Here is a 12,591-nt window from a genome sequence, read left to right as displayed (position 1 = left end):
GACCCCGGGAGACGGCGAAGAGCCCCGTCCATCGAATGGACGGGGCTCTCACCGTGGCGACCTACATCATCGGAAGGTCAGGTGATCAGTGGTGGCCGTGGCCGCTCTGGATCTCCTTGTACTCCTCCGCGGTGGGCTTGGCGATCTGGCTGTCGCCGCCGTAGTAGCCCTTGTTGAGCTTGACCCGGAGCTTCTCCATGGCGCCGATCTTGCGCTCCACGCCGTTCTCGTCGACGGCCGGCGGAAGCTCCGCGGGCTCGTACTGCTCGTGCGCCGTGAGGCGGTGGAGCTGGCCCTGGCTGAGCGGCTCGTGGACCTCGACGAACTCACCGTGCGGCAGGCGCTTGATGATGCCGGACTCGCGGCCGTGCAGCACCTTGTCCTTGTCCCGGCGCTGGAGGCCGAGGCAGATCCGCTTGGTGGCGATGAACGCGATGACCGGGCCGACGAAGAAGAAGATCCGCACGAACCAGGTGATCGAGTTGATCGACAGGTGGAAGTGGGTCGCCCAGAGGTCGTTTCCACCACCCACGAGCATGACCATGTACGCGGTGATCCAGGCGACACCGAAGGCGGTGCGCGTCGGAGCGTTGCGCGGGCGCTGCGCGATGTGGTGCTCGCGCTTGTCGCCGGTGATCCAGGACTCGATGAACGGGTAGACCGCGATGGCCGCGAGGACCGCCGGGAAGATCGCCAGCGGGATCATCACGCCCAGGACCAGCGTGTGGCCCCAGAGGTTGATCTCCCAGCCCGGCATGACTCGGATCAGACCCTCGGCGAAGCCCATGTACCAGTCGGGCTGGGCGCCGGTGGACACCTGGTCCGGGCGGTACGGGCCGATGGCCCAGATCGGGTTGATCGAGGCGATCGCCGCGATGACCGCGATGACACCGAAGACCAGGAAGAAGAAGCCTCCGGCCTTCGCCATGTACACGGGCAGCAGCGGCATGCCGACGACGTTCTTGTTCGTCCGGCCGGGGCCCTCGAAGTGCGTGTGCTTGTGCACGAACACCAGGATGAGGTGGGCGACCACCAGGCCCAGCATGATGCCGGGCAGCAGGAGCACGTGCGCCGAGTAGAACCGGGCCACGAAGTCGCCGCCGGGGAACTCCCCGCCGAACAGGAACATCGAGAGGTAGGTGCCGACGACCGGCACCGACAGGATCGCGCCCTGCATGAAGCGGACACCGGTGCCGGAGAGCAGGTCGTCCGGGAGCGAGTAACCGGTGAAACCGGTGAACATGCCCAGGAAGAACAGCAGGAAGCCGAACAGCCAGTTGATCTCACGCGGCTTGCGGAACGCACCGGTGAAGAACACGCGCATCATGTGCACGAACATGCCGGCGAGGAAGATCAGCGCCGCCCAGTGGTGGATCTGCCGGATCAGCAGACCACCGCGCACCTCGAACGAGATGTGCATGGTCGAGTTGAACGCCTCGGACATCAGCTGTCCCTGGAGCGGGACGTACGGTCCGACGTACTCCACCTCGTTCATCGACGGGTGGAAGAACATCGTCAGATAGACGCCCGTCAGGATGATGATGAGGAAGCTGTAGAGGCAGATCTCGCCCAGCATGAAGGACCAGTGGTCCGGGAAGATCTTCCGCATGTTGGCCTTGGCCAGCGTGTAGATCCCCAGCCGACCGTCGGCCCAGTCGGCGACCCGCTCACCGGCGGGGGCCTTCTTGTTCGTATCGGTCACGGTGCTCATCCGCGCTCCCAGAAGGCAGGGCCGACGGGCTCGTCGAAGTCGCCGAGCGCCTCCAGGAAGCCCTTGTCGTTCACACCGATCCGCAGCTGCGGAAGGGCGTGACCGGCCGGGCCGAAGATGACGCGGGCGCCGTCGGAGAGGTCGAAGGTGGACTGGTGGCACGGGCAGAGCACGTGATGCGTCTGCTGCTCGTACAGGGAGATCGGGCAACCCACGTGGGTGCAGATCTTCGAGAAGGCGACGACGCCATCGTGCGACCACTCGAGCTCGCGCTTGTCCTTGATGTCCTCCGGCTGGATCCGGACGATCATCAGGGCGGCCTTGGCGATCTCGACCTGGAAGTCGTGGTCGTGCTCCGACATGCCCTCGGGCATCGCGAAGGTCAGCGAACCGACCGCGACGTCCTCGGGACGCAGCGGCTCGTGCGTGTTCATGTTGATCAGCTGCTTGCCGCGGGCCCACTTGGTGACCCGGAGCTTCTTCTCGGGCAGCGGACCCATGTCACGCAGGAGCATCACGCCGGAGAGCGGGACGAGCGCCAGCGCACCGAACATCGTGTTGCGGATGAGCTTGCGGCGGCCGAAGCCGGACTCGGCGGCACCGGCCGCGAAGTCCGCCATGACCTTCGCCTTGACCTCGGGCGACGCCTCCATCGGGTGACGCTCGTCGGCGACCTCGACGTCGGACATCAGGGTGCGGGCCCAGTGGACCGCTCCCGCGCCGATGAAGAAGAGAGCGAGACCGAGGGTCCAGCCCAGGGCGAAGTTGAGCGAGGACACCCGGCCGAAGGGCCAGATGTACACGATCTCGTCGACCGGGAAGATCACGTACGAGGCGATGAAGCCGATCGTGGCCAGCATCGACAGCACGAACATGAGGGCGACCGCACGCTCGGACCGGCGAGCGGCCCGCTCGTCGATGTCCTGGATGCGCGGCTTGTGGGGCGGAAGGCCCGGGTCGGCGAACGGGTCGTCGGCGACCTTCACCGCGCCGTGCGCGGTGTCCTGCCCCGCGGGCAGGTTCTCTTCTGGAATCTCTTGGGTACTCATGACTTCTTGGCCTTAGCGGTGTGGGCCGCGACCCAGACGGCAACTGCGATGAGCGCACCCAGACCGAAGACCCAGGCGAACAGACCCTCGGAGACGGGGCCGAGGCCACCGAGCTTGAAACCGCCCGGGTTGTCGGCCTTGTCGCTGTTGACGGCCTGGACGTACGCGATGATGTCCTTCTTCTCCTTCTCCGGCATGGTCGTGTCCGGGAAGGAAGGCATGTTCTGCGGGCCGGTCAGCATGGCCTCGTAGAGGTGCTTCGGGCTCACGCCTTCGAGGTTCGGGGCGTACTTGCCGTTGCTCAGCGCGCCGCCCTCACCGGTGAAGTTGTGGCACTGGGCACAGTTGGAGCGGAACAGCTCGCCACCCTTGGCGACGTCCGCACCGGCGGGGTTGTACTGGCCCTCGGTCGGCGTGATCGGACCGGCACCGAGAGAAGCGACGTACGCCGCGAGCTGGTCGATCTGAGCCTGCGAGTAGATGACCGGCTTCTTCGGGACCTGGGCGCCCGGCTGCTGGGCCGGCATACGGCCCGTACCGACCTGGAAGTCGACCGCGGCCGAACCGACGCCGACCAGGGAGGGGCCGTCAGAGGTGCCCTGACCGCCGGTTCCGTGGCAGCTGGCGCAGCCGACGGAGTAGAGCTTCTTGCCCTCCTCGATCGCGAGGGACTGGGCGGTTTCATCGGCCTTCGCCGTGCCCGCGGGCGCGAACGCGGCGTACAGCCCCCCAGTGGCCGCCAGCGCGAGTAGGAGGACGACGACCGCCGCCAGCGGATGGCGTCGTCGTGCGGAGAGCTTTTTCACGGATTACCCCGGTGTCAGGATCTTCTGCGTCGATGCTTGCTGGATGTCTCGGTCCGCCATGGAGGCGGCGCCGATTACTTGATCATGTAGATCGTGGCGAAGAGGCCGATCCAGACGACATCGACGAAGTGCCAGTAGTAGGACACGACGATGGCGGCGGTTGCCTGCTCGTGGGTGAACCTCTTGGCGGCGTACGTCCGGCCGAGGACCAGCAGGAAGGCGATGAGACCGCCCGTCACGTGCAGGCCGTGGAAGCCGGTGGTCAGGTAGAACACGGAGCCGTACGGGTTCGACGAGAGCGAGAGGCCCTCGTGCTTCACCAGCTCGGTGTACTCGAAGACCTGGCCGCCGATGAAGATCGCACCCATCACGAACGTGATGATGAACCACGTCCGGAGCTTCTTCACGTCGCCCCGCTCGGCGGCGAAGACGCCGAGCTGACAGGTGAGGGAGGAGAGCACCAGGATCGTGGTGTTGGTCGCCGAGAACGGGAAGTTCAAGGCCGAGGCCTGTTCCGCCCAGAATTCGGGACCGGTCACCGATCGCAGGGTGAAGTACATCGCGAAGAGGGCCGCGAAGAACATCAGCTCGGAGCTCAACCAGATGATGGTTCCGACGCTGGTGAGGTTCGGTCGATTGACCGACGGGTGCGCGTGCCCTGTTTCTACTGTCGTTACTGTCGCCACGACCGACATTATGTCGGTCGCTTATCCCGCCCTCACTCCGGGGGGTGCCGTTCGGAGTGTCAGGGGGGTGTGTCCAGCCCGAACGGCCCATCGGAAGCCCCTTCGAACAGGTGCTGAACGGGTGTTGACGGGGTGTGGACCGGAGTAGCATCCCGCGCATCGATCGACGACCTTCCCACGGACTTCCCCACGGAGGAACGATGCAGTCGAGTGCCACGGTCCTGGTCTACAGCGACGACGCGAACACCCGCGCACAGGTGCGGCTCGCCGCCGGTCGCAGGCCCGCGGCCGACGTCCCCCCGGTCGAGTTCGTGGAGTGCGCGACGCTGCCGGCGGTGCTGAAGCGCCTGGACGAGGGCGGCATCGACGTCTGCGTCCTGGACGGCGAGGCGGTGCCCGCCGGCGGCATGGGCGTCTGCCGGCAGATCAAGGACGAGGTCTTCCGCTGCCCGCCGGTGCTGCTGCTCATCGGGCGCCCGCAGGACGCCTGGCTGGCCACCTGGAGCCGCGCGGACGCCGCGATCACCCTTCCGGTGGAACCGGTGGAGTTCGCGGCGTCCCTGGCGTCCCTGCTGCGTTCCCGTCTCTCGATCGCCTCGTAAGGGCTAGATCGAAGGCCGCAGGCGGGCCTTGGCGTCCTCGGTGGCGGTCGGGTCTCCCGACTGTTCCACCAGGGCGCTGCCCTTGCGCCACTTGTCCCACGGCATGTTCCAGTCACCGAAGCCGTTGCCGAAGGTGTCCATCGTGTCGCCGTTGCTGTTGACGGTTCTGACGATGTCGCCGGGGCGGACGGTCTCGTAGAACCAGGCCGCGTTCCCGGTCGACATGCCGACACAGCCGTGGCTCACGTTCGCCACGCCCTGCGAGCCGACGGACCACGGCGCGGCGTGGACGTATTCGCCGCTCCATGTCACCCGGGTGGCGTAGTAGACCGGCAGGTCGTACGACTCGGAGCTGCCCTCCGAGATGCCGATGCTGGTGCCCCGCATGCGGACGTAGTACTCCTTGCCGAGCACGACCTTGATGCCGTTTCGGGTGGAGAAGCCCGGTTTGCCGGTGGTCACCGGAATGGTATTGATCACTTCTCCGTTGCGCCGCACGGTCATGTAGTGCGACCCGGCGTCGGCGACCGCCTCTATCCGGTCGCCGATGGAGAGCTTCAGCGGCTTGGACGCGCCGCCGTAGAGCTTGTCGCCCACCTTGAGGCCGTCCAGGTTGGCGGTGGCCGTCACCCGGGTGCCGGCGGGCCAGTACTCCTTGGGGCGGAAGTGCAGTTGCTTGTCGTCCACCCAGTACCAGCCGCCTTCGACGGCGGGGGTGGAGCGGACCTTGAGGGCCCGCTCGACGACCGCGCGGGCCGCCCGGTCCTTCACGGGGAGGCTGAGCTCCGCCGTGAGGGGCTGCCCGACGCCGTACGTGCCCGCCTCCGGCCCGAAGGCGACGGTCAGGGCCCGTTTGGCCGGTGCCGTCTCGAACGTGTACGTACGGGCACCTGGGGCGCCGTCCTCGTCCTCGGTGGCCACCCGGACGGTGTAGTGCGTGCCGGCCGCCAGCGCGGCCGTGGAGCGCCAGCGCTGCCCGTCCGCGGTGAGTTCACCCGCCAGGTGGCGTCCTGCGGCGTCGGTGGCGGTGACGTCGGTGATCCGCCCGTCCTCACCCTTGGCGGTGATCTCCAGGGGCTTCTCCGGGTCCGCCTTGGCGCCGCCGGCCGCGGCACTGATGGCGAGCTGGTCCGCCGCGTCGTAGGGCTTCACCGACAGCGGATGGCCGTCCGAGCCCGCGCACGCCGTGGCGCCCGCGGTGACGGTGAGGGCCAGAAGAGTGCAGCTCAGAACAGTCCGAATGCGCGGCGTGTCGTTCATGACTTCACGCTAAGGACAATCCTCGCGACCAGCGCGTCGAGTGCTGCAAAAGAGGGGCCCGGACACTTCGGTGACGAAGTGTCCGGGCCCCTCGGGTGCTCCGGTACGGAGCGGGGTCCTGCTTGTTGCTACTGGTTCTGGTTCTCGCCGCGGTAGAACTCGAAGACCCAGCCGAAGAGGCCGACCAGGATCAGCGGGGCGGAGAAGTACAGGATCCACCAGCCCATCGCGACGGCGAGGAAGGCGAGCGCGCCACCGACGGCCAGCGAGAGCGGCTGCCAGCTGTGCGGGGCGAAGAAGCCCAGCTCACCGGCCTCGTCCGCGACGTCGGCCTCCTTGTCGTCCTGCGCCATCGCGTCGACACGCCTGGCCGTGAAGGCCAGGTAGTAGCCGATCATGATGGACAGGCCGAACGCCAGGAACAGCGCCGTCGTACCGACCGGCTCCTTCGACCAGACGCCGTACAGGATGGCCATGGCGAGGATGAAGACGCTCAGCCAGATGAACATCTTGCCTTGGATCTTCACTTGCCGGCCTCCTTAGCGCCCGTGAGGGCCTCGGCCACGTGCCCCTTGTTCTCCAGCTGGTCGACAGCCGCGATCTCGGGGTGGTGCAGGTCGAACGCCGGGGACTCGGAACGGATCCGCGGCAGGGTGAGGAAGTTGTGCCGCGGCGGCGGGCAGGACGTCGCCCACTCGAGCGAGCGGCCGTAGCCCCACGGGTCGTCGACCTCGATCTTCTTGCCGTACTTGGCGGTCTTCCAGACGTTGTAGAAGAACGGCAGGATCGACAGACCGAGCAGGAAGGAGGAGATCGTCGAGATCGTGTTCAGCGTGGTGAAGCCGTCGGCCTCGAGGTAGTCCGCGTAACGACGCGGCATGCCCTCGGCACCGAGCCAGTGCTGCACCAGGAAGGTGCCGTGGAAGCCGATGAACAGCGTCCAGAACGTCATCTTGCCGAGACGCTCGTCCAGCATCTTGCCCGTGAACTTCGGCCACCAGAAGTGGAAGCCGGCGAACATCGCGAAGACCACGGTGCCGAAGACGACGTAGTGGAAGTGCGCGACGACGAAGTACGAGTCGGAGACGTGGAAGTCCATCGGCGGCGAGGCCAGGATGACGCCCGTCAGACCACCGAAGGTGAAGGTGATCAGGAAGCCGATCGTCCAGAGCATCGGTGTCTCGAAGGACAACGAGCCCTTCCACATCGTTCCGATCCAGTTGAAGAACTTCACGCCTGTCGGTACGGCGATGAGGAACGTCATGAAGGAGAAGAACGGCAGGAGCACGCCGCCCGTGACGTACATGTGGTGCGCCCACACCGTCACGGACAGACCGGCGATCGCGATGGTCGCGGCCACCAGACCGATGTAGCCGAACATCGGCTTGCGGCTGAAGACCGGGATGATCTCGGAGACGATGCCGAAGAACGGCAGGGCGATGATGTACACCTCTGGGTGTCCGAAGAACCAGAAGAGGTGTTGCCACAGCAAGGCGCCGCCGTTGGCCGCGTCGAAGATGTGCGATCCGAACTTGCGGTCCGCCTCCAGGGCGAACAGCGCGGCCGCCAGGACCGGGAACGCGAGCAGGACCAGGACACCGGTCAGCAGCACGTTCCAGACGAAGATCGGCATGCGGAACATCGTCATGCCCGGAGCGCGCATGCAGATGATCGTGGTGATGAAGTTGACCGAACCGAGGATCGTGCCGAAGCCGGAGAAGGCCAGACCCATGATCCAGAGGTCGGCGCCGACGCCCGGCGAGCGGACTGCGTCCGACAGCGGGGAGTAGGCGAACCAGCCGAAGTCGGCCGCACCCTGCGGGGTGAGGAAGCCACCCACCGCCATGAGCGAGCCGAAGAGGTACAGCCAGTAGGCGAACATGTTCAGCCGCGGGAACGCCACGTCGGGCGCACCGATCTGCAGCGGCATGATCCAGTTCGCGAAACCGGCGAACAGCGGCGTCGCGAACATCAGCAGCATGATCGTGCCGTGCATCGTGAACGCCTGGTTGAACTGCTCGTTCGACATGATCTGCGTACCCGGACGGGCCAGCTCGGCGCGCATGAAGAGCGCCATGAGACCGCCGATGCAGAAGAACGCGAACGACGTGACCAGGTACATCGTGCCGATCGTCTTGTGATCGGTGGTGGTCAGCCACTTGATCACGACGTTGCCGGGCTGCTTGCGCCGTACGGGCAGCTCGTTCTCGTACGAGTCCTCAGCTGCGGCGGCACCCTGGGTTTCGTTGTGGATGCTCACAGTTGGTTCTTCTCCGCATTCCTGGCCGGGTCCGTCTGCTCGATGCCAGACGGGATGTAGCCGGTCTGCCCCTTCTCGGCCAGCTCCTTCAGGTGCTGCTGGTAGCGCTCCGGAGAGACCACCTTGACGTTGAAGAGCATCCGGGAGTGGTCGACACCGCACAGCTCGGCGCACTTGCCGAGGAAGGTGCCCTCCTGCGACGGGGTCACCTCGAAGGCATTGGTGTGCCCCGGGATGACGTCCTGCTTCATCAGGAAGGGGACCACCCAGAAGGAGTGGATGACGTCACGGGAGGTCAGGACGAACCGGACCTTCTCGCCCTTGGGCAGCCACAGGGTCGGGCCCGGGTTGCCGGTCTGCGGGTTCCGGTCGCCGGGGATACCGGCGTCGTAGACACCGCCGGCGTTGGCCGGGAAGTCGTCCTGGAACTTGTCCGGGATGGCGTCGAGGTTCGGGGCCGTCTGCGCGTCACCCGTCACACCCGGCACGTTCTCGATGTAGTTGAAGCCCCAGCTCCACTGGTAGCCGACCACGTTGATGGTGTGGGCCGGCTTGTCGGCGAGCGAAAGGAGCTTCGACTCGTCGCGCGCGGTGAAGTAGAAGAGGACCGACACGATGATGAGTGGCGTCACCGTGTACAGCGCCTCGATGGGCATGTTGTACCGCGTCTGCGGAGGTACCTCGACCTTGGTGCGGCTGCGCCGGTGGAAGAAGACGGACCACAGGATCAGCCCCCAGACCAGGACGCCCGTGACGAGCGCGGCCGCCCACGAGCCCTGCCAGAGGGAGAGGATCGTAGGTGCCTCTTCCGTGACCGGAGTGGGCATACCAAGGCGGGGGAAGTCTTCCCAGTTGTACGAGCAGCCCGTGGCTGTCGCCAGGATCAGGCCCGCAGTCAGCACCTGCGGCAGCTTCCGCCGCATCGGGCGCCGCGACGAGCGGTCGGAGCCGTTGGGACTCACGTAGCGCCTTCCCGAGAGTCTCGGCCCGCGTTTGGTCGGCCACGGCCGTCCGTCTCGCTGGTCGGTCGCCGCCCCGGCCGCGGGCAGGGGTTTGGATGTTTATGCGGACCAAACCCTACTGGACGCTATTTGGGGTCGCGCGGGGAGGGTGCCCAACGCGCCGTCCGAGTCCCCGAAGGGGTGGACTCGGCGGTTCCGGAGGGGGGTCCCACACGCCCGTTCGGCCGTCTGTCGGCGTACCGGGCAGCCCTTCTGACGAGGACTCACGGGGAGCGGGCGGACGTATGGACGGATGGGCGGGCCGGGCGCGTCGGGCGTGTCGTCCGGGCGGGCACGGGCGGCCCCGGGGCGGCCCCGCGAGGACGGGCGGGAGCGGCCCCGGGGCGGCCTTGTGAGGACGGGCGGGAGCGGCCCCGGGGCGGCCTTGTGAGTACGGGCGGGCCAGGCCCTACCGTGGGCGGATGCCGTACTTCGACGCCGCGTCCGCCGCTCCCCTGCACCCCGTCGCCCGCCAGGCGCTGCTCGCCTCGCTGGACGAGGGGTGGGCCGATCCCGCCCGGCTGTACCGGGAGGGCAGGCGGGCCCGGCTGCTGCTGGACGCGGCGCGGGAGGCCGCGGCGGAGGCGGTGGGGTGCCGCCCCGACGAGCTGGTGTTCACTCCTTCGGGGACGCGCGCGGTTCACGCGGGAATCTCCGGGGCCCTCGCGGGCCGTCGGCGTGTCGGGAGCGGTCTCGTCGTCTCGGCGGTCGAGCACTCCTCCGTCCTGCACGCGGCCGAGCGGCACGCGGCGGCGGGCGGCTCGGTCACCGAGGTGCCGGTGGGCCGGTCCGGCGCGGTGGACGCGGCCGTCTTCGCGGCGGCGCTCGGCTCCGGGGACTCGGGGACGGCCCTGGCGTGTCTCCAGTCGGCCAATCACGAGGTGGGGACGGAGCAGCCGGTCGCGGAGGTCGCCGAGGCCTGCCGGGCGGCGGGAGTGCCGCTGCTCGTGGACGCGGCCCAGTCGCTGGGCTGGGGGCCGGTGGAGGGCGGCTGGTCGCTGCTCGCGGCGAGCGCGCACAAGTGGGGCGGTCCGGCGGGTGTGGGGCTCCTCGCCGTACGGAAGGGGGTCCGGTTCGCCCCCCAAGGCCCCACGGACGAACGGGAGTCGGGGCGGGCGCCCGGTTTCGAGAACCTGCCGGCGATCGTGGCGGCGGCGGCCTCGCTGCGGGCGGTCCGGGCGGAGGCGGCTGCCGAGGCGGCGCGGCTGCGGGATCTGGTGGACCGGATCCGGGCGCGGGTGCCGGAGCTGGTGCCGGACGTGGAGGTCGTGGGCGATCCGGTGGCCCGGCTCCCCCATCTCGTCACGTTCTCCTGTCTCTATGTCGACGGAGAGACGTTGCTGCACGAGCTGGACCGGGAGGGTTTCTCCGTTTCGTCCGGTTCGTCGTGTACGAGTTCGACGCTGACGCCCAGCCATGTGCTGCGCGCGATGGGGGTGCTGAGCGAGGGGAACGTCCGGGTGTCGCTGCCGGCCGGCACCACTGCGGAGGACGTGGACCGCTTCCTCGACGTGCTGCCGGGGGTGGTCGCGGGAGTACGGGAGCGGCTCGGCGCCCCGGCGGCCGCGGCCGCGGTCCCGGCGGCCGGTGCCGGCTCGCTCGTGGTGGACGCGCTCGGCCGGCGCTGCCCGATCCCGGTGATCGAGCTGGCGAAGGTCATCGGCGACGTGCCGGTCGGCGGGACGGTGACCGTCCTCGCCGACGACGCGGCGGCCCGCCTCGACATCCCGGCCTGGTGCGAGATGCGCGGCCAGGAGTACGTGGGCGAGGAGCCGTCGGAGCGGGGCGGCGTCGCGTACGTGGTGCGGCGGGTGGCCTGAGGGCCGCCCGCCGCACCCCGCCAGGGGGGCGTCAGCCCAGGTGGGACTGGACCTCGGCGGCGGCCTCGTCGCCGTACGCCTTGGTGAAGCGGTCCATGAAGTTGGCGCGGCGCAGGGTGTACTCCTGCGTGCCCAGGGTCTCGATGACGAGCGTGGCGAGCATGCAGCCGATCTGGGCGGCGCGCTCCAGGCCGACGCCCCAGTGCAGGCCGGTCAGGAAGCCGGCGCGGAAGGCGTCGCCGACGCCGGTCGGGTCGACCTTGGCCGTCTCCTCGGGGCAGCCGACCTCGATCGGGGTCTCGCCGACGCGCTCGATGCGGACGCCGCGCGAGCCGAGGGTGGTGATGCGGTGGCCGACGCGGGAGAGGATCTCCGCCTCGGTCCAGCCCGTCTTCGACTCGATGAGGCCCTTCTCGTACTCGTTGGAGAAGAGGTAGGTGGCCCCGTCGAGGAGGGTGCGGATCTCCTGGCCGTCCATGCGCGCGATCTGCTGCGAGAAGTCGGCGGCGAACGGGATGGACCGGGAGCGGCACTCCTCGGTGTGGCGGAGCATCGCCTCGGGGTCGTCGGCGCCGATCAGGACCAGGTCGAGGCCGCCCACGCGGTCGGCGACGGCCTTGAGCTCGATCAGCCGGGCCTCGCTCATCGCGCCCGTGTAGAAGGAGCCGATCTGGTTGTGGTCCTTGTCCGTGGTGCAGACGAAGCGGGCGGTGTGCAGGACCTCGGAGATCCGCACCGAGGACGTGTCGACGCCGTGGCGGTCGAGCCAGGCGCGGTACTCGTCGAAGTCGAAGCCGGCGGCGCCCACGAGGAGCGGGCGGCTGCCGAGCTGGCCCATGCCGAAGCAGATGTTGGCCGCGACACCTCCCCGGCGGACGTCGAGGTTGTCGACGAGGAACGAGAGGGACACCGTGTGGAGCTGGTCGGCCACGAGCTGGTCGGCGAACCTTCCGGGGAAGGTCATGAGGTGGTCGGTGGCGATGGAGCCGGTGACTGCGATACGCACGGCGGGGTGCTCCTGCGGAAATCGATAGGGCGCGCGAAGCGCTCGACTGAAGGGTGATGGTGGGCGACGGGCGGGCGACAGTTCACGCTACCGGGTGGGGGCGCCCCTGCCGAACAGTGGAAACTACCCCAGAGTAGGCCTTTTCTCCGGAGCGGTGCGATGCATACGGTGCGGCCATGACCACGTACCCCGCTCCCCGTGAGCGACACGAGTCCGAGCTGAGCCTCGCCCAGCTGTGCGGCGACAGCGCTCGGATGGCCCCCCACTGGGTCACCCCGGTCTCTCCCGCACCCTCTCCGGTCTCCCCCGCGCTGATCCACGGGGTGGTCGTCCCGGCCGCCTCGGCGCGGCTGATCGACGCCACCGCCGAGTACGGCGGCTGACGGACGG

General features: G+C 68.4%; 12 protein-coding genes. 3 read left to right on the top strand and 9 right to left on the bottom strand.

What is annotated here, in order from left to right; all coding sequences use genetic code 11:
- Positions 1-85 precede the first annotated feature (85 nt).
- The 4 genes from ASC82_RS11705 to ASC82_RS11690 all read right to left on the bottom strand — a co-directional run bounded on the left by ASC82_RS11705 (position 86) and on the right by ASC82_RS11690 (position 4,261).
- On the bottom strand, positions 86-1,711 hold the full coding sequence (locus tag ASC82_RS11705) for a cytochrome bc complex cytochrome b subunit (RefSeq protein ID WP_056645489.1): 1,626 nt from the start codon (positions 1,709-1,711) through the stop codon (positions 86-88).
- The gene (locus ASC82_RS11700) at positions 1,708-2,760 is read right to left on the bottom strand and encodes a Rieske 2Fe-2S domain-containing protein (RefSeq protein ID WP_056645486.1); all 1,053 of its coding nucleotides are present in this window, start codon (positions 2,758-2,760) and stop codon (positions 1,708-1,710) included. The genes ASC82_RS11705 and ASC82_RS11700 overlap by 4 nt, the downstream gene beginning before the upstream one ends.
- Complete coding sequence (locus ASC82_RS11695; protein WP_056645483.1) at positions 2,757-3,566, bottom strand: c-type cytochrome; 810 nt, start codon at positions 3,564-3,566, stop codon at positions 2,757-2,759. Before ASC82_RS11695 ends, ASC82_RS11700 begins: the two co-directional genes overlap by 4 nt.
- A gap of 74 nt (positions 3,567-3,640) precedes the next feature.
- Positions 3,641-4,261: a heme-copper oxidase subunit III gene (locus ASC82_RS11690; RefSeq protein WP_056645478.1), complete on the bottom strand. Its 621-nt coding sequence runs from the start codon at positions 4,259-4,261 to the stop codon at positions 3,641-3,643.
- 191 nt (positions 4,262-4,452) lie between these two features.
- Here ASC82_RS11690 and ASC82_RS11685 point away from each other — a divergent pair, with 191 nt between their 5' ends.
- Complete coding sequence (locus ASC82_RS11685) at positions 4,453-4,854, top strand: hypothetical protein (RefSeq protein WP_056645476.1); 402 nt, start codon at positions 4,453-4,455, stop codon at positions 4,852-4,854.
- 3 nt (positions 4,855-4,857) lie between these two features.
- On the opposite strand, the gene ASC82_RS11680 is transcribed toward ASC82_RS11685, so the two are convergent.
- The 4 genes from ASC82_RS11680 to coxB form a co-directional block, all read right to left on the bottom strand.
- A complete protein-coding gene (locus ASC82_RS11680) occupies positions 4,858-6,114 on the bottom strand; it encodes an Ig-like domain-containing protein (RefSeq protein ID WP_056645473.1) in 1,257 nt (418 codons plus the stop codon).
- Positions 6,115-6,242: 128 nt separating this feature from the next.
- A complete protein-coding gene (locus ASC82_RS11675) occupies positions 6,243-6,641 on the bottom strand; it encodes a cytochrome c oxidase subunit 4 (protein ID WP_056645471.1) in 399 nt (132 codons plus the stop codon).
- Positions 6,638-8,374, bottom strand: coding sequence for a cytochrome c oxidase subunit I (gene ctaD, locus ASC82_RS11670; RefSeq protein ID WP_056645468.1), 1,737 nt, complete (start codon positions 8,372-8,374; stop codon positions 6,638-6,640). The genes ASC82_RS11675 and ctaD overlap by 4 nt, the downstream gene beginning before the upstream one ends.
- Positions 8,371-9,336 carry a cytochrome c oxidase subunit II gene (coxB, locus tag ASC82_RS11665; protein ID WP_056645465.1) on the bottom strand — a complete coding sequence of 322 codons (966 nt, stop codon included), beginning with the start codon at positions 9,334-9,336 and terminating at the stop codon, positions 8,371-8,373. The genes ctaD and coxB overlap by 4 nt, the downstream gene beginning before the upstream one ends.
- Positions 9,337-9,797: 461 nt before the next feature.
- Between coxB and ASC82_RS11660 the strand changes: the two genes are divergently transcribed.
- Positions 9,798-11,195: a cysteine desulfurase/sulfurtransferase TusA family protein gene (locus ASC82_RS11660; protein ID WP_056645462.1), complete on the top strand. Its 1,398-nt coding sequence runs from the start codon at positions 9,798-9,800 to the stop codon at positions 11,193-11,195.
- Positions 11,196-11,226: 31 nt separating this feature from the next.
- Here the strand turns inward: ASC82_RS11660 and ASC82_RS11655 are convergent, their stop codons facing one another.
- Positions 11,227-12,201, bottom strand: coding sequence for a carbohydrate kinase family protein (locus tag ASC82_RS11655; RefSeq protein ID WP_024755617.1), 975 nt, complete (start codon positions 12,199-12,201; stop codon positions 11,227-11,229).
- A 176-nt stretch (positions 12,202-12,377) separates the two neighbouring features.
- Between ASC82_RS11655 and ASC82_RS11650 the strand changes: the two genes are divergently transcribed.
- The gene (locus ASC82_RS11650; protein WP_056645456.1) at positions 12,378-12,584 is read left to right on the top strand and encodes a hypothetical protein; all 207 of its coding nucleotides are present in this window, start codon (positions 12,378-12,380) and stop codon (positions 12,582-12,584) included.
- Positions 12,585-12,591 lie beyond the last annotated feature (7 nt).

This window comes from Streptomyces sp. Root431 (assembly GCF_001426585.1).
Lineage (GTDB): Bacteria > Actinomycetota > Actinomycetes > Streptomycetales > Streptomycetaceae > Streptomyces > Streptomyces stackebrandtii.
The sequence above is the reverse complement of the archived record's forward strand: the minus strand, read 5'-3'. Positions and strand labels throughout refer to the sequence as shown.

Bases quoted from the DNA above. Each gene is read 5' to 3' on its own strand.
- ASC82_RS11705 (WP_056645489.1), bottom strand. From the start codon at position 1,711: ATGAGCACCGTGACCGATACGAACAAGAAGGCCCCCGCCGGTGAGCGG.
- ASC82_RS11700 (WP_056645486.1), bottom strand. From the start codon at position 2,760: ATGAGTACCCAAGAGATTCCAGAAGAGAACCTGCCCGCGGGGCAGGAC.
- ASC82_RS11690 (WP_056645478.1), bottom strand. From the start codon at position 4,261: ATGTCGGTCGTGGCGACAGTAACGACAGTAGAAACAGGGCACGCGCAC.
- ASC82_RS11685 (WP_056645476.1), top strand. From the start codon at position 4,453: ATGCAGTCGAGTGCCACGGTCCTGGTCTACAGCGACGACGCGAACACC.
- ASC82_RS11680 (WP_056645473.1), bottom strand. From the start codon at position 6,114: ATGAACGACACGCCGCGCATTCGGACTGTTCTGAGCTGCACTCTTCTG.
- ASC82_RS11660 (WP_056645462.1), top strand. From the start codon at position 9,798: ATGCCGTACTTCGACGCCGCGTCCGCCGCTCCCCTGCACCCCGTCGCC.
- ASC82_RS11650 (WP_056645456.1), top strand. From the start codon at position 12,378: ATGACCACGTACCCCGCTCCCCGTGAGCGACACGAGTCCGAGCTGAGC.